Annotated in this window: 22 protein-coding genes; 9 read left to right on the top strand and 13 right to left on the bottom strand. The window is 62.0% G+C overall.

Annotated elements, in window-relative coordinates:
• Window positions 1-115: 115 nt before the first annotated feature.
• A complete protein-coding gene (locus tag AC1RDJ_RS11235) occupies window positions 116-577 on the top strand; it encodes a rhodanese-like domain-containing protein (RefSeq protein WP_071326668.1) in 462 nt (153 codons plus the stop codon).
• A 76-nt stretch (window positions 578-653) separates the two neighbouring features.
• Here the strand turns inward: AC1RDJ_RS11235 and AC1RDJ_RS11230 are convergent, their stop codons facing one another.
• Complete coding sequence (locus AC1RDJ_RS11230; RefSeq protein WP_493027469.1) at window positions 654-2,012, bottom strand: TAXI family TRAP transporter solute-binding subunit; 1,359 nt, start codon at window positions 2,010-2,012, stop codon at window positions 654-656.
• A 129-nt stretch (window positions 2,013-2,141) separates the two neighbouring features.
• Between AC1RDJ_RS11230 and AC1RDJ_RS11225 the strand changes: the two genes are divergently transcribed.
• Window positions 2,142-2,747 (top strand): glutathione S-transferase family protein, encoded by a 606-nt coding sequence (locus AC1RDJ_RS11225; protein ID WP_493027468.1) that lies wholly within the window; start codon window positions 2,142-2,144, stop codon window positions 2,745-2,747.
• Here AC1RDJ_RS11225 and AC1RDJ_RS11220 read toward each other — a convergent pair.
• The 7 genes from AC1RDJ_RS11220 to AC1RDJ_RS11190 form a co-directional block, all read right to left on the bottom strand.
• Window positions 2,744-3,124, bottom strand: a complete 381-nt coding sequence (locus tag AC1RDJ_RS11220) for a hypothetical protein (RefSeq protein ID WP_493027467.1) — start codon at window positions 3,122-3,124, stop codon at window positions 2,744-2,746. The genes AC1RDJ_RS11225 and AC1RDJ_RS11220 overlap by 4 nt on opposite strands.
• A gap of 68 nt (window positions 3,125-3,192) precedes the next feature.
• Window positions 3,193-6,321 carry a transglycosylase domain-containing protein gene (locus AC1RDJ_RS11215; RefSeq protein ID WP_083411999.1) on the bottom strand — a complete coding sequence of 1,043 codons (3,129 nt, stop codon included), beginning with the start codon at window positions 6,319-6,321 and terminating at the stop codon, window positions 3,193-3,195.
• A gap of 388 nt (window positions 6,322-6,709) precedes the next feature.
• Complete coding sequence (locus AC1RDJ_RS11210; RefSeq protein WP_289888292.1) at window positions 6,710-7,495, bottom strand: competence/damage-inducible protein A; 786 nt, start codon at window positions 7,493-7,495, stop codon at window positions 6,710-6,712.
• Between the two features lie 31 nt (window positions 7,496-7,526).
• The gene (locus AC1RDJ_RS11205; protein WP_071325156.1) at window positions 7,527-8,354 is read right to left on the bottom strand and encodes an EI24 domain-containing protein; all 828 of its coding nucleotides are present in this window, start codon (window positions 8,352-8,354) and stop codon (window positions 7,527-7,529) included.
• Complete coding sequence (locus AC1RDJ_RS11200; protein WP_493027466.1) at window positions 8,354-9,394, bottom strand: sterol desaturase family protein; 1,041 nt, start codon at window positions 9,392-9,394, stop codon at window positions 8,354-8,356. The genes AC1RDJ_RS11205 and AC1RDJ_RS11200 overlap by 1 nt, the downstream gene beginning before the upstream one ends.
• Window positions 9,391-10,230 carry a polysaccharide deacetylase family protein gene (locus AC1RDJ_RS11195; protein WP_493027661.1) on the bottom strand — a complete coding sequence of 280 codons (840 nt, stop codon included), beginning with the start codon at window positions 10,228-10,230 and terminating at the stop codon, window positions 9,391-9,393. The genes AC1RDJ_RS11200 and AC1RDJ_RS11195 overlap by 4 nt, the downstream gene beginning before the upstream one ends.
• A gap of 83 nt (window positions 10,231-10,313) precedes the next feature.
• Complete coding sequence (locus AC1RDJ_RS11190; RefSeq protein WP_071325157.1) at window positions 10,314-11,285, bottom strand: YVTN family beta-propeller repeat protein; 972 nt, start codon at window positions 11,283-11,285, stop codon at window positions 10,314-10,316.
• Between the two features lie 199 nt (window positions 11,286-11,484).
• Between AC1RDJ_RS11190 and AC1RDJ_RS11185 the strand changes: the two genes are divergently transcribed.
• The 3 genes from AC1RDJ_RS11185 (at window position 11,485) to AC1RDJ_RS11175 (ending at window position 12,815) form a co-directional block, all read left to right on the top strand.
• The gene (locus AC1RDJ_RS11185; RefSeq protein ID WP_071325158.1) at window positions 11,485-11,841 is read left to right on the top strand and encodes an FKBP-type peptidyl-prolyl cis-trans isomerase; all 357 of its coding nucleotides are present in this window, start codon (window positions 11,485-11,487) and stop codon (window positions 11,839-11,841) included.
• A 198-nt stretch (window positions 11,842-12,039) separates the two neighbouring features.
• A complete protein-coding gene (locus tag AC1RDJ_RS11180; RefSeq protein WP_493027465.1) occupies window positions 12,040-12,294 on the top strand; it encodes an acyl-CoA-binding protein in 255 nt (84 codons plus the stop codon).
• A gap of 50 nt (window positions 12,295-12,344) precedes the next feature.
• A complete protein-coding gene (locus AC1RDJ_RS11175) occupies window positions 12,345-12,815 on the top strand; it encodes a GNAT family N-acetyltransferase (RefSeq protein WP_493027463.1) in 471 nt (156 codons plus the stop codon).
• Between the two features lie 94 nt (window positions 12,816-12,909).
• On the opposite strand, the gene proX is transcribed toward AC1RDJ_RS11175, so the two are convergent.
• From proX to AC1RDJ_RS11155, 4 genes are all read right to left on the bottom strand, one after another.
• Window positions 12,910-13,968, bottom strand: a complete 1,059-nt coding sequence (proX, locus tag AC1RDJ_RS11170) for a glycine betaine/L-proline ABC transporter substrate-binding protein ProX (RefSeq protein WP_289888282.1) — start codon at window positions 13,966-13,968, stop codon at window positions 12,910-12,912.
• Window positions 13,969-13,980: 12 nt separating this feature from the next.
• On the bottom strand, window positions 13,981-15,084 hold the full coding sequence (gene proW, locus AC1RDJ_RS11165; RefSeq protein ID WP_071325160.1) for a glycine betaine/L-proline ABC transporter permease ProW: 1,104 nt from the start codon (window positions 15,082-15,084) through the stop codon (window positions 13,981-13,983).
• Window positions 15,081-16,316 (bottom strand): glycine betaine/L-proline ABC transporter ATP-binding protein ProV, encoded by a 1,236-nt coding sequence (proV, locus tag AC1RDJ_RS11160; protein WP_071326675.1) that lies wholly within the window; start codon window positions 16,314-16,316, stop codon window positions 15,081-15,083. Before proV ends, proW begins: the two co-directional genes overlap by 4 nt.
• Window positions 16,317-16,906: 590 nt before the next feature.
• Entirely contained in the window at window positions 16,907-17,191 is a 285-nt protein-coding gene (locus tag AC1RDJ_RS11155) for a polyhydroxyalkanoic acid system family protein (protein WP_071325161.1), read from the bottom strand.
• Window positions 17,192-17,390: 199 nt separating this feature from the next.
• Here AC1RDJ_RS11155 and AC1RDJ_RS11150 point away from each other — a divergent pair, with 199 nt between their 5' ends.
• The 4 genes from AC1RDJ_RS11150 (at window position 17,391) to AC1RDJ_RS11135 (ending at window position 21,320) form a co-directional block, all read left to right on the top strand.
• Window positions 17,391-18,788: a hypothetical protein gene (locus tag AC1RDJ_RS11150; protein ID WP_493027461.1), complete on the top strand. Its 1,398-nt coding sequence runs from the start codon at window positions 17,391-17,393 to the stop codon at window positions 18,786-18,788.
• 94 nt (window positions 18,789-18,882) lie between these two features.
• Complete coding sequence (locus AC1RDJ_RS11145; RefSeq protein WP_071325163.1) at window positions 18,883-19,170, top strand: protealysin inhibitor emfourin; 288 nt, start codon at window positions 18,883-18,885, stop codon at window positions 19,168-19,170.
• 331 nt (window positions 19,171-19,501) lie between these two features.
• Window positions 19,502-19,825 (top strand): ferredoxin FdxA, encoded by a 324-nt coding sequence (fdxA, locus tag AC1RDJ_RS11140; protein ID WP_010395176.1) that lies wholly within the window; start codon window positions 19,502-19,504, stop codon window positions 19,823-19,825.
• 274 nt (window positions 19,826-20,099) lie between these two features.
• The gene (locus AC1RDJ_RS11135; protein WP_071325164.1) at window positions 20,100-21,320 is read left to right on the top strand and encodes a polyhydroxyalkanoate depolymerase; all 1,221 of its coding nucleotides are present in this window, start codon (window positions 20,100-20,102) and stop codon (window positions 21,318-21,320) included.
• Between the two features lie 54 nt (window positions 21,321-21,374).
• On the opposite strand, the gene AC1RDJ_RS11130 is transcribed toward AC1RDJ_RS11135, so the two are convergent.
• Window positions 21,375-22,064 carry a DOPA 4,5-dioxygenase family protein gene (locus AC1RDJ_RS11130; protein ID WP_493027460.1) on the bottom strand — a complete coding sequence of 230 codons (690 nt, stop codon included), beginning with the start codon at window positions 22,062-22,064 and terminating at the stop codon, window positions 21,375-21,377.
• Between the last annotated feature and the right edge of the window lie 99 nt (window positions 22,065-22,163).

The following is a 22,163-nucleotide window of genomic DNA, read 5'->3' as shown; positions in this document are numbered from 1 at the left end:
TTTTTGAGAAAATGCCTCTTTATGGTGCGACGCGCATGCACCGCGTATTCCCGTTTGCGGGGCGCCGGTGGCGCACTATAATCGTTCATACCATTCCACCTTCATCGAGGACGCCATGACCACCGCCGCCGACATCCTGAGCACCGCCCGCAGCCGCGCCAATGAGGGTACGCCGTACGCCGGCGCCGTGACGCCGCAGGAAGCGTATGAATTGCTGCAACTCGATGCCAGCGTCAAGCTGATCGACGTGCGCACCAATGCCGAGCGCGACTGGGTCGGCCGGGTCGACATCGCCGATACCCAGCATGGTGCGGTGCAATGGGCCACTTATCCGGGCGGCGTGCCCAATCCCGACTTTCTCGCGCAACTGGCTGCCCAGGCCGGCAAGGACGAAGTGCTGCTGTTCCTGTGCCGCTCCGGCGTGCGCTCGCGCCATGCGGCCAAGCTGGCCACCGAACACGGCTATGCGAATTGCTTCGACATCCTCGAAGGCTTCGAGGGCGACAAGGATGCCGACGGCCACCGCAAGCAGATCGGTGGCTGGTGCAAGGCGGGCTTGCCGTGGCTGGGCGCCTGAGGTTTTAACGGTGCGGCTATGGCTCGGGCCGCACGGCGCGCTCCGGCGCTAAGCAGGAAACGCCGGCATCCAGCGCTCAGGCCGGCTCGCCCGCCTCCGCCGCGGCGGTCGGATGCTCGCCCATCAGGGTTTGAATCCGCTTGCGCACGAAATTGATGTGGCTGCGCAAGCCGTACAGGCCGTCCGCAAACGACAGCGGGATCGAAATCTGGTTGACCATTTCCTCGATCTGGTCGAGCCGCGTCAATTGCTCCGCATACACTGCAGCACGCCTATCTTCCGGCACGTCTTCCAGCGCCTGCTCGACCGTGCGCAGCTGGCCATACCAGCGGTACACGCGCGAGCGGATGCGCCACACATACAGCGGCGGCACGACGCGCGACAGGGGCAGAATCAGCGCGCCCAGCGCCACCACCAGCACCCACATGCGGTCGAAGAAATTGGCCAGCCAGAAACTCATATAGCGCTGCAGCACGGGCGCGCCATCCTTGTAGAATTTCAGCGCTTCCGGCGCGACGGGAATTTCCGTGTAGCGCGCGGACGGGAACTGCCCCTGCTGCTGGAACCAGCCCGTGCCGCCGTGGATGCCGGCCGCCGCCTGCACGAACAGGTCGATCAGGGCCGGATGCAAGTCTTCGCGCGCCACCAGCGTGGCGGTCGGCGCGATCAGGTGATAATCCTGCGCGGGAATGTTCTGCCCCAGGTCGACGATGCCACGCGGCAAGATGACATGGGTCAGGAAGGGCAGGCGCCGCGTGTACGCCTCGGCTTGCGAAAAATCAAACAGCTTGATGCCCGGCGTTTGCAGCAGCATCTGAATCAGCGGCGCTTCCGGCGCCGAGCTGAACACGAGGCCGTCGATGCGCCCTTCCAGCAGCTCCACCGTGGCGGGCGTGTTTTGCAGGTCGCTTACCGTCAGCTCCGTTGCTTCTACGCCATTTACGGACAGCAATTGACGGAACAGGCTGGGCACGCCCGTGCCCTCCGGCCCCAGGTTGATCTTCATGCCTTTCAGTTGCGTCAGCTCCGTGACGGCCTTGTCTTCGCGCATGAACAGCCACACGGGTTCCGTAAACAGGCTGCCCAGCGAAATCAGGCCATGCCGTTCGGCATCGGCGTGCTCCGTCGAACCGCTTTGCACGAAGGCGATATCGGTCTTGCCGCTATTTAAGCGCTGCAGGTTTTCCTGCGAGCCCAGCGATGGCTGCAGGGTCACCTTGATGCCGTGCTTGGCCAGGGTGGCCGCGTATTTCTTGCCGAATTCTTCGTAGGCGCTATTGTCCTGCCCCGTCGACAGGCTGACCTGGCGCGGCGGCGCCGGGTCGACCAGCCAGTACGCCAGCGCGCAGACGGCGCCGATCAGCAGCAGGGTGGGGCCGGCGGTGGCGAGGAAATCGCGCACGGAAAAGCGGCTGAACGCGAGGATTTTGGACATGTGGTGGCGCATAGGTTTCATGGGTGGCTACGATGCCAAGAAAACCGCAACTATGCAAGGCATCTCTCGCGCGCGGCGTCGCCAATTCGGCTACAGTGCTGGATCAACCACTTGCCCCGGGAGCCCTGCATGCTGAAAATTCTTGGAAAAGCCGCCTCGATCAACGTCCGCAAAGTCCTGTGGACGTGCGAGGAACTCGATCTGCCGTACGAACGCGAAGACTGGGGCAGCGGCTTTCGCGCCACCGACGACCCCGCCTTCCTGGCCCTGAACCCGAACGCCATGGTGCCCGTGCTGCTCGATGGCGACCTGGTGCTGTGGGAATCGAACACGATTTGCCGCTACCTGTGCGCGCAGGCGGGCCGCGACGACTTGTTGCCAGGCAGCCCCCGTGCCCGCGCGGAAGTGGAAAAATGGATGGATTGGCAGATGGGCGATTTGAACAACAGCTGGCGCTACGCCTTCATGTCGCTGGTGCGCCACAGCCCGGCGCACCAGGATGCCGCGCAACTGGCGGCCAGTATTGCCGGATGGAACAAGATGATGGGCATCCTCGAGCAGCAGTTGCAGCGCACGGGCGCCTTCGTGTGCGGCGAAGCGTTTACCGTGGCCGATATCGTGCTGGGCCTGTCCGTCAAGCGCTGGCTGATGGCGCCGCTGCAGCGTCCCGACTACCGCGCCATCGCCGCCTATCATGCGCGCCTGGCGGACAAGACCGCCGTGTTTGCCGGCTAATCGAGTTCCACTGCCTCGACCGTGCCGCCGATGACATAGCAATCGCCATCGCGGCGCACCTTGTCCAGGGTCGCAGGCTCGTCGTGCGCATACGTGCCGTCGACATCGACGCACCACAGGTCGCCAAAGCGCAGCAGCTTCACGCCGCAGCAGATGCGGTTGATGAAGTTGCCCGGCGTCTTCAGCGCCACTTCCTCCACCTCGCCCACCGTGATGGCCACCCGGCGCCAGACATTTCCTTCCAGCACATGATTTCTCGCGTGCAAGACGATACGCACGGACAGCACGCCGCGAGGTTGATACAGCTGCTCGATCGATACCAGCGAGCCATCGTCGAAACGGTGGTATTGCTCAAAAATCTGTTGCGTCCTGTCCATCGTCCCTTTCTTCTCCACAAAAAAAACCGGCCTGTCGAGGCCGGCTTTCATCATACAAGCGCGCACGCTTAATTGGTGCACTGCCTGGCCACGCCTTCGGCCGGCGCGGGCGGCTCGATCAGCGGCATCAGGCTCGGCGCCAGCGAGACGAGCAACTGCACCGGCAAGGCGCTGGTGAAATCGTAGTTCTTCGATTCCGGCCCCCGCACATACGCCGTCATGCTGCCATAGAAGCGTTCGCCGATATTGAAGACGAACGTGGCCGAGCGGTTCACATAGCGCGACTCGATCAGGCGGCCACCGGCGCCATACACGTCGAAACGCTGGTCGCCCGTGCCCGTCTTGCCGCCCATCGGGATGGGCACGCCGTCGGCGCCGACGAATGCCGTCTTCGCCCGCTTCGCCGTGCCGTCCGACACCACTTCGCGGATGGCCTTGGCCACGGCGCGCGCCACGTCCGGCGACAGCACTTGCTCCGCCTCCACCTTGCTGCCCCGCTGGAACTTGGTGTCGTATGGCGTGTTGGCGGCGAAATGCATGGAATCGATGCGCACGCTCGGCTTGCGCACGCCATCGTTGATGATGATGCCCATCAACTCGGCCAGCGCGGCGGGCCGGTCGGCCGAGGCGCCCAGGGTCGTCGCGTACGACGGCACGAGCGAGTCGAACGGATAGCCCATCTTCTTCCACTGGCGGTGGATTTCCAGGAACCCTTCCACTTCCAGCAAATTGGCGATGCGGCGGTCCTGCGCATGCTTGCGGTGCGTATTGAACAGCCATTTGTACACTTCCTGGCGTTCCTTTTCGCTGGCCGCCACCATCTGCGACAGGGTGGAACCCTCGTGCTGGCGCAGGTACGCCACCATCCACAGTTCCAGCGGATGCACATTGGCGAGATAACCACGGTCGGCCAGCGACCAGTTTTCCATCGCGTACTGCTCGTACATCTTGGCCACGCGCTCGGGCGGCACTTCATTTTGCGATGGCAAGTTGGCGTTGAGGAAATCGCCGAATTCCGCCACGGTGCCCTTCGGATTGATGGTGCGGAAGATATTCGCCAGGCGCACGGGGGTCGGGCGTATGCTGGCCAGCAAGATCTTTTCCTGCTCGTCGACGCTCTTGCCACGGTATTTCTGATAGAAGCGGTGCAGGAATTCGCGCCCTTCCTTGTCGGCAAAACGGCTCAGGTACTGCGCGCGGCGCGGATCGTCGGCGTCCGCCAGCAAGGAGGCGGACGAATCGGGACGCGAAAACATGTAGTAGCGGGCCACGTCGCGCATCAGGCGCACGAACACCAGGTTGGTCGACTGGCGCAGCGCCTGCTGCAAGGTCATGATGCGGCTGTCGTCGAGCTTGGAGAAGTTGCCGAAATGGTGCAAGCCGCCGCCCGTGAAGAAGCCTTCGCCCGGGTTGCCCGAATACTTGCGTTCCATGGCGGCCGCCAGCATGGCCGGCAGCTTGCGCGCCTCGCCGAGCGGCAACGGTTTCAAATAGGCAATCGCCCACTGCGACAGCATGTCCTTCGGATCGACGGCGATCTTGCCCAGCTCGGCGGCGCCCATGCCGCTGTAGCGCTGGTGCAGCTGGTCGATGATGTCCAGGTAGGTCACCAGCGTGCGCAGCTTGGCCGTGGAGCCGAGGTCGAGCTTGGCGCCCTCGTTGATGTCGAGCGGCTGGTCATAGTTGTCCGTCTGCACGCGCAGCAGGTTGGCCTGCTCGCCCTTTTGCAGCAGGGTAAAGCTGTACACGACATTGGCCGGGTCGCCATTGCCCAGCATGCCCTTGCCCGTCAGGCCGGCCGCTTTCGCCACTTCGGGGTCGCGCAGCTCGCGCAAGACCTTGGTGACGGCGTTTTGCGCCTGCGCGTCAAGCGTGCTGACCACTTTCAGGTCAAGACGGTCGAGGTTGTACAAGCGCGGATCGCCGAGCATGCCAGCCAGGTGGTTGCGCACGGCATTCGAGGCCTTGCGCGTGACGAACGAGGTCGACGCTTCCGACTGCACGCCCGAGGCCGTCGATGGGCGCAGGCGCTCGGCGACGGCGGCATCGCGCAGCTGCGGCGAGATCACGCCCGCCTGCGCCAGCAGGCGCAGATGGCTGTTCGTCAATTCTTCCAGGTCGGCGCCGCCGGCCACCAGATAATGCGAGGGACGGCGCTGCGCGATCAGCAGGCTCAGCGCCTGCTTGTAGGCGAGCGCGCTGCCCGGCTGGTCCATATTGCCCTTGAGCAAAGTCTTGACCTCGGCGAACGGGCGGCCATACCAGACCCACATGCCGTCGCCAATGCCGTTGACTTCGCCAAAGCCGCTTTTCGCCGACAGCGGCACGGTATTGAGGTAATTGACGACGATCTTGCGCCGCGCTTCCATGGTGTTTTCGCCATCCTGGTACGAACGCAGGCTGGCCGAAATCATCTGCAGCAGCTTGTCCTGCATGGAACTGGTGCGGCCGTCTTCCGAATGCCGGTATTTTTCGATCTGCGTGGCCAGGGTGCTGCCGCCGCCGCTGCGGTGGCCGCCAAACAGGTTCAGCGCCTTGTCGAGGACAGCCTTGCTCAGGCGGTCCCACTCCACGGCCGGGTTGCGCTCGGGCGTGCCCGGGTCGAGCAATTCGCGGTTTTCGATGAACAGCAGGCTTTGCACGAGCGCCGGCGGCGCTTCGGCGAAGCCGTCGAACATGCGCTCCGGGTAGCTGGCGGCAAACAGGGGCGCGGCGCGGCAATCGAGGATGGACAGGCCGGCGCGGTTTTTCTCGTGATACGTGGCAAAGATGCCGCGATCGACCAGCTGCACCATCTTCGGCGACATGCGCGCCTGCGCCGTGATTTCATAATCGCGCGCGTTGAGCTTGGTGATGAAGTCCGGCAGGCTGGCATAGCCGAGCCGCTCGTCGTACGGGCCATGCTGCGGGTAGCGGATGGCGTCCGCCGGCGCGGGGCCAGGCTCGACCTTGTACGTCAGCTGGCGGTCCAGGCGCGTGAAGAATTCCGCCTGCAGGGCCGACGTGCGCACTTCGCGCATGACGAACCAGGCCACGCCGGCGATCAGCGCCAGCGCAATGATGGCAAAGATGGGCCAGATGCGCGAACGGCGCTTCTTCGGCGGGCTCGCCGGCGGCGGCGCCTCGGCGCCCGCGTCGGGCAGTGTATCGGCTGGGGGCCGCTCTTGCGCGGCCAGGTTGACGCCTGTGTCTTTCATGGGATGCTGGGGTAAGGTTGGGTGTGGACGGCGCGGAAAATGCGGTAGCTGCACCGCACACTCGTGCGGCAATGGCTGCAATCCGCGCAGGGTAAGACCGGGGCCAGCCGTAGCTGGTCACAACGAAGCTTGCTTAACATGATGTCCATACCGATGAATCAAAAATACGCTCTACTGCACAGGCAGGCGGCCCCGCTTCCTGCACGCGACGCCCCTGTTCACCATTCCACCACATCGGCATGAAAACGACTGACGAGCGCACACAAAAATCTTGCTTCATTGAAGATTTTCGCAAAAAAACAACGTCTTGGACTGTACGCTCGCGAACATAGGAGCAAGGCGGGCTGGACGCCAGCGAAAAAGCCGCCGGCGCCGGGCTGGCGGCCGGTCAGATGGTGGTGTATTCCGCCTGCAAGGTATCGAGCGCGGCGCGCATCTCGGCAAAGGCGGCCGCCGCCTGCGCGGGCTCGCCCTTGACGCCCAGTTCGATATGCCGGCGCGTCTGCGCGTCGCCCACGCTGGGCAGGCTGAACACCTTGATCAGCGGAAACTCCGCCTCGAGCCGCACCATCAGCGGCGTCAGTAGCGATTCCGCCGTCTCGTACACGAGCAAGGCGTGTTCCGCGTGCGGTACCTGGTTGAACAGGTGGGCGTAATGCGTATCGAGCACCCACTCGATCATGGGCCAGGACATGATGGGAAAGCCCGGTACAAAGTAATGCTCGCGCACGGCAAAGCCGGCAATCTTGTTGTACGGATTCGGTATCAGTTCGGCGCCCTGGACGAATTCCGCCATTTTCAGGCGGTGCAGGTTTTCCGGCGAGTGCAAGTCGGCCGGCACGCCCGCCTCCTCGCCCATTTCCGTGATCCGTTGCTGGATATTGGCCTTGCCCTGCGGATGCAATACCAGCGGCAAGCCCAGCGCGTCGGCGGCGGCCTGGCGCGTGTGGTCGTCCGGCGTGGCGCCGATGCCGCCGAAGCTGAAGACGATGTCGCCGCTGGCAAAGCTGCGCTTGAGCAAGGCGACGAGGCGGGCCGGTTCATCGCCCACGTATTCCGCCCAGCTCAGCTGCAAACCGCGCTGCTTGAGCATTTGCACCACTTTCGGAAAATGCTGGTCCGTGCGCTTGCCCGACAGGATTTCGTCGCCGATGATGATCAATCCGATAGCCATGAAACTTCCTTCTTCGATTCGATAGTGAGGGTCAGGCGTCCGCCGGTGCCACGTCCGTCATGCCGCGCTGGCCCCGCAGGCGCGCCAGTGCTTCCAGGCAGTAATACTGGAACCACAGGCCCGTGAAGATAAAGATCAGCACATACAGCCAGATGGCGAACGCCGCCAGGAAGGGGAAAAACACGACGGACATCACGCCGCCCATCCACAGCAGGCCAGGCACGGCGCCGGCCGCGCCGGACACCATGCCGATGGCCAGCAGGGGCCAGCGCTGCTCGCGCATGATGGCGTGGCGCTCGTCCACGCTGGCGTAGTCGGCCATCGCGTCATACGCCATCACCCGGTAGGTCAGCCAGCCCCACAGCACGGCCTGCCCCACCAGCGCGGCCGGTGGAAACGCGTACAGGGGCAGCATGACGAGCCAGGCGACGATGAACAGCAGAAAGGTGGCCAGCGAGGTGCCGACGCTGCCGACCAGGCTGCCGCCATGCTTCTTTTCCAGTTGCGGAAAATGCCGGCCGCCGATATGGCGGCCGATGGCCGGCATGGCGAACAGGCCCATGAAGATCAGGGCCGTCAAGATCATCAGCGGCAGCAGCATGAACATGGCGATCAGCGGCACGATGACGGCTTTCAGCACGCCCAGGCCGAACGTGGCCAGCACCTGGCCGCTGGTGCGGAAGAAATCGTACTGCGTGAACAGCGCGTGCAGGCTGTCGATCAGCGGCTGCAGGCCGACATACAGCAAGCCGCCCCACAGGATCAGCGACAGGATGAACGGCGCGACACTCAGCAGCAATATCCTGCCGTGCAATTGCGACAGCAAGGCACGGCCATACGAGTTCAGCACATTACGCATCAACGGCGTCCTTTTCGTTTCAATCTTGCAAATTCCACCATGCGGCGCAGGCCCAGCCATTGCTGTTGCCAGAAGCCGCGTCCATAGTTGCGTCCCGGCCGGCCCACGCCATTGCCGTCGATGCGGGCCAGCTGGTCGCGCACGCCCGTGCGCGCATAGCCTGCCGAGAAATTCGCGGTGCCCAGCAGCATATCCCAAATCGGCAAGACCACGCCGAAGTTGCAGCCGCCCATGCTGCCCTTGCCTTTCGACTCATGCCCCACGCCGATCGCATGGTGCGTGCGGTGAAAACGCGGCGAAATCAAGAGCCGCTCGCCGATGCGGCCGAAGTGTATCCTCACATTCGCGTGCTGCAAGCTTTGCAAGATGCGCGAAATCGAGACCAGCAGCACATATTGTCCCGGCGGCACGCCGATACCGAGCGCCACCAGGGCCATGACCACGTCGCGCAAAAAGTCATCGAGCAGGTGGTTGCGGTCATCGCTCCACAAGTTCATGTTTTGCTGGCTGTGATGCAGGCTGTGCAAACCCCACCACCAGCCGAAATGGTGCGAGGCGCGGTGGTAGCAATAGTCGACGAAGTCGATGATCACAAAATAAATGATAAAACTGAGCAAGGGGCTGATGCCGGGCAACAGCGACTCCAGGTTCAAGGGATGGATATTGTCGAAGCGCAAAGCCCCGGCCAATGCATCCATCAGCGGGTCGAGCGTGAAGAAAACCAGCACGGAAAACAGGCCGATGCGGTGCAGCACGGTATAGATGAAATCGTTCCAGCGGGCGCGCGGATCCGTCATCTTTTGCGCGGGTATCAGCGCTTCGAGCGGGCGCAGCACGAGAAACAGCAGCAGCAGTTCGCACAGGCCGATCAGCAGCCATTCCGTGCCTTCGAACGCCTCTTCCGTGAATTCGCCAAAGCCCAGGTGGTACACGAGCGGATTGACGACCGTCTGGAACAGCCAGCCCTGCGCCGCGCCAAAGGCATCGACCACCGTGTCGACGGCGGGCTGCAGGAGGGACGCGATGTCGGCGGTCATCATGGCTGCCCCTTCTTCTGCGCGTAATCGGGATGCTCGCGCAGCGTGGCAAAACAGAAACCCTTGTCCTGCAGGCCTTTGACCAGGGCATCGAGGTTGGCCGGCGCCCACGCATCCTTGCGCGACCAGATGCCCATGTGCGAGATGAAGATATCGCCGCTGCGCAGGTTCGCCAGCGCTTTCTTGAGCAGCATGGCGTTTGGATACTTATCGCTGGGCAATTCATCGCCCGAGTACCCTGCTGGCGCCCAGCCCGCATGCCGGTATCCGCAGGCGCTGCCTGCCGCCAGCGTGCGCGGCGACGTATAGCCGCCCGGCGCGCGCCAGAACGGGTCGAGCTTGTGCCCGGTCAGCTCCTGGAAACGCGTGTCGACACGGCGTAATTCCTCGCAGAACTGCTTGTCGGTGAAGGACGCGAGCTTGCCGCCCTCCTTGCCGAACTGGGGCTTGACCTGGATCAAACCGTTGGCTAGATCCTTCTTCCAGTACACGTGGTCAAACGTATGCGTGCCGAACGCATGGCCTTCGGCCACGCGGTCCTTCCAGTATGACGCCCAAGAGGCATCAAGCGAATAGTCGCCGCGCGTGGTCTTTTCATTGGCCAGGAAAAACGTGGCTTTGATATGGCGTTTATTGAGTACGTCGGCAATCAGCTGCGCTTGCGACTGGCTACCCGTGTCGAACGTCAGGTAGATCGTGCCCTTGCAGGCGGCCGGAGCGGCCGACAGCGCGGGTGTGGCGACGGCGCCAGGCGCGGCAAGCTTGGCAGGCGCGGCGCTGGAAGCGGCAGGCACGGGACTGGCAGCGGCAGTCGCATGCGCGCAAGCGTGCGGCAGCATGGCCGCACACAGCAGCATGGCGGGCGTGACGGCGCGGCGGCTCACGCCAGGAGCCAGGCGGCGCAAAATCAGGGGCGCCATCATCACATGCGCGGCGAGTGGGTGGCGAAATACACGCCATGGGGCGAGCGGCCCACGGGTATCAGCTTGATCACCTTGCGCGTCGTCAAGTCGATCACGGCCACTTTCTTGATCCAGCGCAAGGTCACCCACATGGTCTTGCCGTCGGGCGTGATTTCCATGCAATCCGGACCGCCCGGCACATTGATGGTGCCCACGTTTTCCAGCGTTTTCTGGTCGATGATATTGATCGTGTTCGATACGCGGTTCGAGACGAACGTCATGCGGTTGTCGCCGAGCGCGCGGAAATTGTGCGTGCCGGCGCCGGCCTTGATGCGCTTGACGGTCTTTTGCGTGCGCCAGTCGATCACTTCCACATAGTCGCTGCCCATGATACCGACCAGCAAATGTTTGCCATCGGGCGTCATCGTGATGCCGGCCGGCGCGGGGCCGACGGGCATGGTCCATTTCACCGTCTGCGTCTCCAGGTCGATGGCGCTGACCTGGTTGCTGCCCTGCTGGGTAATGAAGGCCATGCGGCTGTCGGCCGTGAACGCCATGTGGCTAGGCAACTTTGGCAGCGGGATGCGCTTGGCCAGGGTCAGGTTCTTGCCATCGTAGCGGTACAGGTCGATGCGGTCCAGGCGCAGCGAATTCGAGATGAACCACTTCTGGTCCGGCGAAAAGCCGATCTGGTAGGGGTCGAGGATGTTGCTGATGCGGCGCTGGATCTGGCCCGACACGGGGTCGAGGAAGATCAGCTCATTGCCGACGGAACTGGCGACGATCAGCGACTTGCCGTCCGGCGTCTCCATCAGGTGATGCGGCTCCTTGCCGACGGCAAAGGTGGACAGGGGGGCATAGGTTTTCTGGTCCAGCAGTTGCACCGTAGCATCACGGGAATTGAGCACCACCACCACTTCGGCTTGCGCCGTAGACATTGCGGAAACCAGGCACAGCGAGGAAAAAAGAAGGCGGCGTAGACTGCGGAACATGGAAGAAATCACTGTTAAATACAAAACATGTATTTTACGTGGAAACACTGTATTTATTGTGTGAAATCCCCCCTTAAATGCTACCGCTGGCAACAAGCGACGGTAATTTCCGGTTTTTCCATTCGACAGGGCCTGGAATGGCGCTTTGCAAGCCATTGCTCTACAATCTGAAGCTTTCATCGCCTACACAAGGATTATCATGACCACCATTACCACCGCTTCCGGCCTGCAATACATCGACACCGTTGTCGGCGAAGGCGCTGAAGCGCAAGCCGGCAACAATGTTGTCGTGCACTACACGGGCTGGCTGCAAAACGACGACGGCAGCGCCGGTGCGAAATTTGACTCGAGCAAGGACCGCAACGACCCGTTCGAGTTCCCGCTGGCCGCTGGCCGCGTGATTCAAGGCTGGGACGAAGGCGTGCAAGGCATGAAAGTGGGCGGCAAGCGCCAGCTGATCATCCCGGCAGCACTGGGCTATGGCGCGCGTGGCGCCGGCGGCGTGATTCCACCGAACGCCACCCTGATTTTCGACGTCGAACTGCTGGGCGTCTAAGCACCGACCGGGCAAGGTTCACATGACCACGCCAGGCGCCGCCCCTGTTCACTCAGCGGCGGCGCTTTTTTTGAGTGTGTCCTCTAATGCACGGCGCGCTTTTTTCACTATGATGTCAGGCACTGCAGCACGCACGGTGGCCACTCCGCCAGGCCTGCCGCACTTTCCCAGCGATTCCATCAGCACACAGGAGCCATCATGAGTTTACAAGAGCAATTCGATCAAGCGCAGCTCGATTCCAAGACCCTGTCCGAGCGTCCGGACAATATGACCTTGTTGAAAATCTACGCCTTGTTCAAGCAAGCGTCGAGCGGCGACGCCACGGGCGAGCGTCCCGGCATGACCGACTTCGTCAACCGCGCCAAGTTCGACGCCTGGGTGGCCCTGGCCGGCACCTCGAAAGAAGAGGCGCAGCAGCAATACATCGACCTGATCGAAGACTTGAAGGACTGATCGTCCCTCCCCTGCCCCGGCTGACGCCGGGGCAATGTTATGATTTCCGCATGACACCATCACCGATTTCCCAGGTTTCCCTGGCCCACGCCGCCGACCTGCCCCGTCTGTTCGACGTCTGGCACCTGTCCGTGCGCGCCACCCACGATTTCCTTGCCGACAGCGATATCGCCTTCCTCAGCCCCTTCGTGCGCGACGAACTGGCCAGGGTGACGGCCGAACGCCTGCTGCACGTGCTGCGCGCCGATGACGGCGTCGCCTATGCCTTCCTGTGCGTCGAGCACGCCAAGATCGAAATGCTGTTCGTGCATCCGGAGCGGCGCGGCAGCGGCGCCGGCAGCGCGCTGGTCCGGCACGCCATCGCCAGCCTGCAAGCGACGGCCGTCGATGTGAACGAGCACAACACGCAGGCGCATGGCTTTTACCGCCACCTGGGTTTTCTCGACGCAAGCCGTTCCGAACGCGACCCGTTCGGCAAGCCTTTCCCCATTTTGCACCTGAAACTGGCCGAAACAGGCTAAAAACTCACCAAAACCCACGAAAACAGGCGGTTAACGCAAAAGTGGCTACCGTATCGGTAGCCACTCTTTATGCGGAAATAAACGGCGCTGACTCTTATTGCTTCGCCGCCGCCTGCGCTTGCGCGATCCAGCCGTCAAACGTCTGCTGGTGGAACTTGATCCAGCCGGCCGTGTGGCGCGCGATATCGGCTTGCGTGTTTTCACCGCGGCGCATGCGCTCGTTCTGCGCATTGATGTCGGCCACCGGCAATTGCATCACTTCGAACAGCTTGGCCGCGGCCGGGTTTTTCTGCGCCCACTCCTTGTTGGCCACGATGCGCGCCGTGTTGACGGCAAAACCGTAATCGCTGCCATCGTCGAGGCGGGTATTCACCTTGTCCGGATTGGCCGAGAACGGCACTTTCAGCCAGATGACATCCTTGCCCGGCACCAGTACGCCGCTGACCCAGTACGGCGTCCACGTGTAGTACAGGATCGGTTCGCCACGCTTGTAGCGGCCCAGGGTGTCGGCGATCAGGGCCGCATAGCTGCCCTGCACGTGGGTCACCGTCTCGCGCAGCTTGTACGCATCCATATGGTTCTCGATCAGCGCTTCGCAGCCCCAGCCCGGGTTGCAACCGGTCAAGTCAGCCTTGCCGTCGCCATCGTGGTCGAACAGCTTGGCCAGGGTCGGGTCGCGCAACTGGTCGATATTCGTGATGTTGTACTTTTCCGCCGTGGCCTTGTCGATCAGATAACCCTGCGCCGCCGGCCCCGCATACTGGCCCGTGCGCAACAGCTTGGCGTCGCCGCCCGCATTGTTATAAAAATCCTTGTGCATCGGGTCCCAGTGCACGGCCATGAAGGTGGCGTCGCCGTTGGCGATGGCGATATGCGCGGTCGGGTATTCCACTTCCTTGATCGGCTGCACTTCGTAGCCGAGCTTTTCCAGGGCCTTGTCGACCAGCATGGTCTGGAAGGTTTCTTCCGCGATCGAACTTTGCAGCGGCTGGACCTTGACGCCCTTGCCCGGCAGCGCATTGGCGGCCACGGCCGGCGTTTGCGCCATGGCCAGGCTGGTGGTCAGGGCCAGGGCGGCAATCGCCAGGGCCGAATACCACTGGAACTTGCGTTGCGATTTTTGCGTTACCTCAAAATGGTCAATTTGATGCATGTGCTTCCTTTCTTATTGTGCGCTGGCCAGCGTAGCTTGCTGGTCAGCATTATTTTTCACGGTATTGCCACGCACCAGGCGCAGCACGCAGCCCACGGGACCCGTCTGGTACCAGTGGCGCACGCCGCGGCGGGGCTGGCCCATCGCCTGCGTCAACCGGTCCAGGGTAATGGCCAGCAGCACGATGCCCAGGCCACCGACCGTTGCCAGGCCCATGTCCAGGCGGCCGATGCCGCGCAGTACCATCTGACCCAGGCCACCGACGGCGATCATCGAGGCGATCACCACCATCGACAGCGACAGCATCAGCGACTGGTTGATGCCGGCCATGATCGATGGCATGGCCAGCGGGAATTGCACGCGGGTCAGCAACTGCCATGGCGAGGCGCCATATGCGCGGGCCGCTTCGATCAGGTCCGGACGCACCTGGCGGATACCGAGGTTGGTCAGACGCACCAGCGGCGGCAGGGCAAAGATGATCGTCACGATCACGCCCGGCGCATTCCCGATACCGAACAGCATCACCACCGGCACCAGGTAAACAAAGGCTGGCGTCGTCTGCATGGCGTCGAGCAAGGGGCGCAGGATGTTTTGCGCGCGGTCGCTGCTGGCAAGGAAAATACCCAACGGCAAGCCGATGGCCAGGCAGAACGCCAGCGACGTCAGCACCAGCGACAGGGTGGTCATGGCTTCCGGCCAGATGCCCAGCATGGACACGAGCAGCAGCGCCAGCACGGTGCCGATGGCCAGGGTGCGGCTGGTAAATTGCCACGCCAGCAAGCCGATGATGGCGATCACCGTCAGCGACGGCGCCGCCAGCAGCACGCCTTCCACGCCGGACAGCACGCTGTCGATCGGCGCGCGCACGGCCTGGAAGAAGGGGCGGAAATGCGCGACGACCCAGCCCAGGCCCTGGTTGATCCAGCTTTCCAGCGGCAGCGAGCCATCGAAAATCTGCGTCAGGTGGAAACCGGCCGCATGTTCCGGCTGTACGGCAGGCGCGGCCGCATCGAGCCACGCGGTGCTGGCGTCGGTGGGCGGCGTCAGCGCCCAGGGGTTGATCTGGGCGGCCTGTTCAACAACAGGTTCTACTGTGGAAACGGTGCTTGGGTTCATGCTTGTCCTTTCTGTTGTTGTGGCTCGGCAATGGCTGGCGTATCGCGGTCGAGGAACTTCAGCAAGGTAGTCTTGCTGATGGCGCCGCGGAAGCTGCCGTCATTGGCCACCACAGGGACGGCGTAAGGCAGTTGCGCCACCTGGCCGAACAGGCCGGCGACTGGCTCATCTGCATTGATGGTCTGCACGTCGGGCAGGTAGGCATGCGCCAGGCCCAGCGGTCCGACATGGCCGTCGAGCGCATTGCGCAGCGAATCGGCCGAGACGACGCCGAGGAACTTGCGCTGCGGATTGACGACATACGCAAACGCGCGATCCTGTTCTTCCAGCATCGACAGGGCGGCGCGCGAACCGCGGCTCGGCGACTCCGACACCACGATCTGGCTCTTGCGGGCAATATCGCTGGCCTTGAAGACGGCCGCCGCATCGACGCCGCGCACGAAGTTGCGCACGTAATCGTTGGCCGGCTTGCGCAGGATTTCTTCCGGCGTGCCCACTTGCACCACGTGGCCGTCTTTCATGATGGCGACGCGGTCGCCGATGCGCATGGCTTCATCGAGGTCATGCGAAATGAAGACGATGGTGCGGCGCTTGATCTGCTGCAGGCGCAGCAGTTCCGATTGCATTTCCGTACGGATAATCGGATCGAGCGCGGAAAACGCTTCATCCATCAGCAGAATCGATGGATCGCAAGCCAGCGCACGGGCCAGGCCCACGCGCTGCTGCATGCCGCCCGACAATTCATCGGGATAGCTGGCGCCGTAGCCGTCCAGGCCCACCTGCTCCAGCGCTTGCTGGGCCAGCGCATGGCGCTCGGCCTTGGGCATGCCGGCCAGCTCCATGCCGAAGGCGGTGTTGTCGAGTACGGTAATTTGCGGCAGCAGCGCGAACGACTGGAACACCATGCTGATGTCCTTGCGGCGCAGGGCGCGCAGCTGGGCGTCCGGCAAGGTGTTGATGTCGTTGCCGTCGATCATGATACGGCCGGCGGTCGGCTCGATCAGGCGGTTCAGCATGCGCACCAGGGTCGACTTGCCCGAACCGGACAGGCCCATGATGACGAAGATCTCGCCCGCTTCAATGGTAAAGGTGGCGTCGAAGACGCCGATGGTGCAGTCGGTCTTGGCCAGGATGTCCTGCTTGCTGGCGCCCTGACGGACGAGTTCAAGCGCTTCTTCTGGCTTGTCGCCGAACACTTTGAACACATGGTCGATAATAATTTGTTTTGCCACGATGTGGTTCTCCCTCGATTTGACGAATGGAATGAAACCCAGCAAGCCTGCTAGCTTGCGGCGGGAATCAGCAAACCCCGTTCCGTCGGCTACGCCACGGCGCACAAGCGCACGGGAGCGACAGGAAAAGGGGGTGACACGCGTGTGACCAGCGGATGGCAAAAGCCGATGCCGGGGTGCCGTGTGCGTGCTAAAAGAGGCTGTGGTTCAGGACTTTTAACAACGCTAGCGCCATGCAAATACATGGCACCAAATGTATTTAACCGAAAAAATCGATTACTTACGTTTAACTGGATGCGGGTGTAAAACCCAAAGAATTATTCACCACTCAGCGAGTGGGAGTACTGCGAAGCAGAAGGTGAAACGCGGTGTAGCTGTTGTAAATATGACTCAAGTATAACGCAAAAAGCCCGCAAAGTCCAATGGCTTTCCAAATAGAAATGTGCTAGCAATGTTCGCCAGCGTACAGTCAAGTGGGAAACAAGGGGGTAAAGCGGCGAAAAGAAGCCAGTTTCCTGCGTCTTTTCGCCCTTCGCTGCGGCGCCATTCCTACCACCAAAAGTGGCGCCAGACAAGCGGGTGCAAGGCCGTCAGGCTGGCTCGGTAAACACCTTGCGCATCTTCTCGGCGATCTTGCCTTCAATCGTGGAGGCGAAGGCGCTGAGCATGAAACCCAGCTTGATTTGCAGTTGCGCCTGCTCTTTTTCAAGCGTCAGCGAACCATCGACGCCGCTGCGCTCGAAACGCAGCACGTCGCCATCCCAGGCGCACGCCAGGTCATATTCCTGGGCCAGCTTGTCGGCCACTTGCTGCGCCGCTTCACGCGCCTTTACCGCTGTCAGCTTATGTTGCTGAACTATATTTATATCCGCCATCAAACGATCCTTTTATTAAAAACGGGGGCAATACGGCCAGCATCATACCAGCCGCGCTGCGGCAGGCGCGGCCGCGGCCAGCGCCGGCGCACCGAAAAAACCTGCATTTTCCTCGGCATCGCTTGCGCTGCATCAAACCGTAGCAAGCGATGCGGGCCGACTATTCCTGTTCCAGCTGCGCGTGTCTTGGAGAGCTATCATGGACCAGAAAGTCATCGTGCCGGTCGAAGCCGTGCTGACCCAATGCGTGTCCCTGCCCGTCGGCTATGTCCCCACGCCGTCGGCGCCCTACCGCCAGCACCGCAAGAATGCGCAGCTCACCCTGCAGCCGGGTCCGCCCCGCGTGCTCGATCCCGCCACGCGCAAGCTTGAGGCCGTGCCCATCGGTTCGCGCGTGCTGATCTGGAAGCAGGATCCGTCCGTCAGCGAGCTGGGCACGCGCAAGGCCTTCCTGCCCGGTCTGATCCTGCAGGGCCCGCGCGACGCGCGCATCACGTTTGGCGAACCGGGCATCGCCCAGGTCAGCCCGAATGCCTTCGGCGACTTCATCGTCTCGCCCAATACCGACCAGTTCGACGCCGTCCACACCTATGCCATCGTGCGCATGACGCTCACCATGTACCAGCGCGCGCTGGCCAGCAACGACACGGCGCCGCCGCTGCCATGGCAATGGAATAGCGCCAGCAACACGGCGCCCCTGCGCGTGTTTCCGCACGGCTTGCCCAATGTCATGAACGCCTATTACAGCCGCAGCGACAAGGCCCTCAAGTTCGGCGACTTCATCCCCAGCGGCGCCACCGAGCGCGTCTACACCTGCCGCTCGCTCGACATTGTCTCGCATGAAACGGGCCACGCCGTGCTCGATGGCTTGAAGCCGAATTGGCTGCTCAGCAACAATCCACCGCAGACGGGCGGCCTGCACGAATCGTTCGGCGACCTGACGGCCATCTTCCTGGCCCTGTCGCAGCTGGACCAGGTGGAAGCCGTGATCGCCCAGACCAAGTCCGACCTGCACGACAAGACCTTCCTGGCCGACCTGGCCGAGCAGTTCGGCCTGGCGCTGGGGCGCCCGAACGGCTTGCGCAATGCCGACAACGACATCAAGCTGTCCGAGGCGGGCACGGAAGTACACGCCATCTCGCAAGTGTTTACGGGCGCCATCTACGACATCCTGGCCGACATCTTTGCCCACGAACGCCAGCCCCAGCTGGAAGACGACGCGGCCGTGCTGCACCGCTGCGGCGATTACCTGCGCAGCCTCGTCCTGCGCGCCCTGGTCGCATCGCCCGACCAGGCAGCCACCTACGCCGACGTGGCCAACCACATGCTGGCGATTGCCCAGGCCGACGGCAATGGCGCCTACCTGGACTTCATCCGCAACAGTTTTACCGTGCGCGAAGTACTGAAGGCCGGCGCCATGACGGAGGACGTCCAGATGCCGTTTGCCGCCGATGTCGTCGACGAAGATGGCGCCGTGCAGGACCGGCGCGCCTGCTGCGGTACCATGAACCATGCGGAATACAGCGAATCGGACCAATTGCTCGAAGCGGAACGCGAAGCGCTGGCAGCCTGGTGCCGCAGTTATGGCCCCCGATAATGGCCCCCGCTAGTCACCGTAACCGGCGCCCCGCCAGACGCGACACGCAGCGCAGATGACAGCCACACCACCACCATCCACAGCAGGGAGCAGCATGAAAATTTCAGCCCGCAGCAGCGGCGGCTTTGCCGGCCTGAGCGAACATTATGAAATCGATACGCAAGCCCATCCCGCCGGCCGCAACCTGGAGGCGGCGCTGGCCAGCAGCGGTTTCTTCACCCAAGATCAAGCTGCAGGCGTGCAGGTCGGCGCCGACATTCCCCAGTGGAGCATCACGGTTGACGCGCCCGCCGCGCGCCGCACGATCACGTTTGCCGAGGATGGCAGCGCTGAAAATGCACGGTGGCAACAGCTGGTGGCGCAGATACGCGCCAGCGCATGAGTTTTCTGCCATTTAGTTGTACCGCTCTTGACTTGAGTAAAGCAAAAACACCACATGCCACGGCGCTACGCCACCTGCCCTGCATTGCCACGCGGCAGGCGACTGTCGCTTTCTTGCCGCGTTCTCCATGCCAACGTCATGGATAGTCGTCGAACTGCCCTCTCTGCGCAGCAACGGCGCCGCCAAAAAATGAATTTGCTTATATGTATTGTATATAAGCGGGATTTGTGAGAAATAGCGAATTGCCTTAAAATACAATGCTTTGCTTTAGTATGCGCCGCCGAGGTTCCTGCAGGCGCTACAGCACCTCCCCCATATTGATAGGACTGTTATGACCCACGTTGTCACCGAATCCTGCATCGCCTGTCGCTATACCGACTGCGTCGATGTCTGCCCGGTAGATTGTTTCCGGGAAGGCCCGAACTTCCTGGCAATCGATCCGGACGAATGTATTGACTGCGCAGTCTGCGTGGCAGAGTGCCCGGTGAACGCGATTTTCGCGGAAGAGGACGTGCCGGGCGACCAGCAAGCCTTCATCAAGATCAACGTCGATCTGGCCCGTAACTGGCCTTCGATCACCAAGACCAAGGCGGCATTGCCGGAAGCCGAGCAATACAAGGACGTCAAGGACAAGCTCGACATGCTGGTGCGCTAGGCACACGGCAGATTCGGCCAACAATGCGCACCGGGGCACGCCCCGACAGCGGCGCAAGGGGGCCATCGACACAAAAAAAGCAGCGGAAACGCTGCTTTTTTACTTTTAAAACATGATTGCCTGTGCAACCACACAACTGTGGCGCGCCGTCACAACTATACGCAAACTGTGGCCCTGTGCGCGGTAAAGCACATTTTGTCCTCAACAAACATCGTAAAATTGGATTATGATATTTGAGCCGATATTGGCGCTTGGAATCAAACAAGGACTCTATATGCTTTACCAACTGCACGAACTGCAACGCTCCTTCCTCACTCCGGTGATGCAATGGGCAGACATGTCCTCCAAGTTATTTACCAACCCGGTTTCTCCACTGGCCCACACCCCGTTTTCGCAACGCATCGCAGCCGGCTACGAGCTGATGTACCGCCTTGGCAAAGACTACGAAAAACCACAATTCGATATCCAATCCGTTCTCGTCAAAGGCGAGAGCGTCGACATCCTCGAACACGTTGTCGTGACAAAACCGTTTTGCCGCCTGATTCACTTCAAAAAAGAAGCCACTGGCTTGCAACAGCCCAAAGTTTTGCTGGTTGCCCCCCTGTCCGGTCACCACTCGACCCTGCTGCGCGATACCGTGCGCGGCTTGCTGGCCGAGCACGATGTCTACATCACCGACTGGACGGACGCGCGCATGGTACCGCTGACGGAAGGCCCGTTCCACCTGGACGACTACATTTATTATGTGCAAGAGTTCATCCGCCTGCTGGCGCCTGATTTGCATGTGATTTCCGTCTGTCAACCGACCGTGCCCGTGCTGGCCGCCATCTCGCTGATGGCGACGGCGAAAGACCCGCACATGCCAAAAACCATGACCATGATGGGCGGTCCGATCGACCCGCGCCGTTCGCCCACACAAGTGAACAACCTGGCGACGGAAAAGAAATTCTCGTGGTTTGAAAACACCGTGATCTATGCGGTGCCGCCGAACTACCCGGGCTTTGGCCGCAAGGTGTATCCGGGCTTCCTGCAGCACGCCGGCTTCATCGCCATGAATCCGGGCCGCCACGCACAAAGCCACCGCGAGTTCTACATGCACCTGGTGACGGGCGACGACGAGCCGGCGGAAGGCCATCGCCAGTTCTACAACGAGTACAACGCCGTACTCGACATGCCGGCCGAATACTACCTGGAGACGATCAAGACCGTCTTCCAGGAATTCAGCCTGCCGATGGGCACGTGGAAGGTCGGCGGCCAGCTCGTGCGTCCGCAAGACATCACGAATGTGGCGCTGTTCACGGTGGAAGGCGAACTGGACGACATTTCCGGCGCCGGCCAGACGCAGGCGGCGCACGACTTGTGTTCCGGCATACCTGCCGACATGCAGCAAGACTTCGTGGCACCAAAATGTGGCCATTACGGCATCTTCTCGGGCCGCCGCTGGCGCGAAATCATTTGCCCGAAAATCGGCGAATTCATCCAGAAGCATTCCTGATCCGCATTATTCCCGCCAAAACGGCACGCCAAGCATCGCTGGCGTGCCGTTTTTTCATGCGCGCTCGATTTTCACCGTCGGGCGCGTATTGACAAAGATCTGCTCGACTCTCGGCTCGCCCGGCCCCGGCTTCTTCATCGCATAGCCATTCACCGGTTGCGAGCGGTTTACCCACAGCGCGTAATACAGGTGATCGGCGCGCGGATCTTCCGTATTCGGATGGATCAAGATCGTCAGGCCCAAGCTGTTCAGCTGCAGCCACGGCACGATCACGGGCAACAGATCATTGGTGAAGCCGAAATAGAACGACGGCGTCACGTGCGGGCCGCGCGGTTCCAGGTTCCAGTCGCCCAGCTCGATCTGGAAGCGCTCGGCAGCCCACTTGCGTATCAGCGCCGCCTTCTGGTAGCTGTCTTCGTCAAAATAGATGTGCGCGTGATAACTCTCGATATCCGTGTAGGCGCGCGGCTTGCTCGGCAAGGTTTCCTCGCCGGGCCGCACGCTGACGGGACGGGGCGTGGGCGCCGTATCCGTATGCTCGCCCCACGGGCTCTTGCCCGGCACCGCTGGTTTGACGTCTTGCACGCGCTTGACGGCACCATCCTGCGCCAGGGCGGTACCGGCCAGGCCCGAAGCGGCCAGCGCCGCCACCAGCCCGCCGCCCCGCAAGACCGTGCGGCGCTGCGGCGACAGCAGATTCGCCCATTCCAGGTCGATCGCCGCGTGTTGATTGTTGTCAGACATGGTAAGTTCCTAATTTAGATGAGTAATAAAGCGTGCTCAAGGAAAAGGCCAGGGCCAGGCATAAGGCCGAAGACAGTACGAACGTACGGCAAGGCAACG

Source organism: Janthinobacterium sp. GW822-FHT07H10 (assembly GCF_058798675.1).
The sequence above is the reverse complement of the archived record's forward strand: the minus strand, read 5'-3'. Positions and strand labels throughout refer to the sequence as shown.

What these genes read in the sequence shown, in the direction of transcription:
- AC1RDJ_RS11180 (WP_493027465.1), top strand. Translation starts at nt 12,040, where the DNA reads ATGAGTTTACAAGAGCAATTCGATCAAGCGCAGCTCGATTCCAAGACC.
- proW (WP_071325160.1), bottom strand. Translation starts at nt 15,084, where the DNA reads ATGAACCCAAGCACCGTTTCCACAGTAGAACCTGTTGTTGAACAGGCC.
- AC1RDJ_RS11150 (WP_493027461.1), top strand. Translation starts at nt 17,391, where the DNA reads ATGGACCAGAAAGTCATCGTGCCGGTCGAAGCCGTGCTGACCCAATGC.
- AC1RDJ_RS11175 (WP_493027463.1), top strand. Translation starts at nt 12,345, where the DNA reads ATGACACCATCACCGATTTCCCAGGTTTCCCTGGCCCACGCCGCCGAC.
- fdxA (WP_010395176.1), top strand. Translation starts at nt 19,502, where the DNA reads ATGACCCACGTTGTCACCGAATCCTGCATCGCCTGTCGCTATACCGAC.
- AC1RDJ_RS11225 (WP_493027468.1), top strand. Translation starts at nt 2,142, where the DNA reads ATGCTGAAAATTCTTGGAAAAGCCGCCTCGATCAACGTCCGCAAAGTC.
- AC1RDJ_RS11185 (WP_071325158.1), top strand. Translation starts at nt 11,485, where the DNA reads ATGACCACCATTACCACCGCTTCCGGCCTGCAATACATCGACACCGTT.
- AC1RDJ_RS11215 (WP_083411999.1), bottom strand. Translation starts at nt 6,321, where the DNA reads ATGAAAGACACAGGCGTCAACCTGGCCGCGCAAGAGCGGCCCCCAGCC.
- AC1RDJ_RS11155 (WP_071325161.1), bottom strand. Translation starts at nt 17,191, where the DNA reads ATGGCGGATATAAATATAGTTCAGCAACATAAGCTGACAGCGGTAAAG.
- AC1RDJ_RS11205 (WP_071325156.1), bottom strand. Translation starts at nt 8,354, where the DNA reads ATGCGTAATGTGCTGAACTCGTATGGCCGTGCCTTGCTGTCGCAATTG.
- AC1RDJ_RS11195 (WP_493027661.1), bottom strand. Translation starts at nt 10,230, where the DNA reads ATGCTGCCGCACGCTTGCGCGCATGCGACTGCCGCTGCCAGTCCCGTG.
- AC1RDJ_RS11210 (WP_289888292.1), bottom strand. Translation starts at nt 7,495, where the DNA reads ATGGCTATCGGATTGATCATCATCGGCGACGAAATCCTGTCGGGCAAG.
- proX (WP_289888282.1), bottom strand. Translation starts at nt 13,968, where the DNA reads ATGCATCAAATTGACCATTTTGAGGTAACGCAAAAATCGCAACGCAAG.
- AC1RDJ_RS11135 (WP_071325164.1), top strand. Translation starts at nt 20,100, where the DNA reads ATGCTTTACCAACTGCACGAACTGCAACGCTCCTTCCTCACTCCGGTG.
- AC1RDJ_RS11200 (WP_493027466.1), bottom strand. Translation starts at nt 9,394, where the DNA reads ATGATGACCGCCGACATCGCGTCCCTCCTGCAGCCCGCCGTCGACACG.
- AC1RDJ_RS11230 (WP_493027469.1), bottom strand. Translation starts at nt 2,012, where the DNA reads ATGTCCAAAATCCTCGCGTTCAGCCGCTTTTCCGTGCGCGATTTCCTC.
- AC1RDJ_RS11235 (WP_071326668.1), top strand. Translation starts at nt 116, where the DNA reads ATGACCACCGCCGCCGACATCCTGAGCACCGCCCGCAGCCGCGCCAAT.
- AC1RDJ_RS11220 (WP_493027467.1), bottom strand. Translation starts at nt 3,124, where the DNA reads ATGGACAGGACGCAACAGATTTTTGAGCAATACCACCGTTTCGACGAT.
- AC1RDJ_RS11130 (WP_493027460.1), bottom strand. Translation starts at nt 22,064, where the DNA reads ATGTCTGACAACAATCAACACGCGGCGATCGACCTGGAATGGGCGAAT.
- AC1RDJ_RS11190 (WP_071325157.1), bottom strand. Translation starts at nt 11,285, where the DNA reads ATGTTCCGCAGTCTACGCCGCCTTCTTTTTTCCTCGCTGTGCCTGGTT.
- AC1RDJ_RS11145 (WP_071325163.1), top strand. Translation starts at nt 18,883, where the DNA reads ATGAAAATTTCAGCCCGCAGCAGCGGCGGCTTTGCCGGCCTGAGCGAA.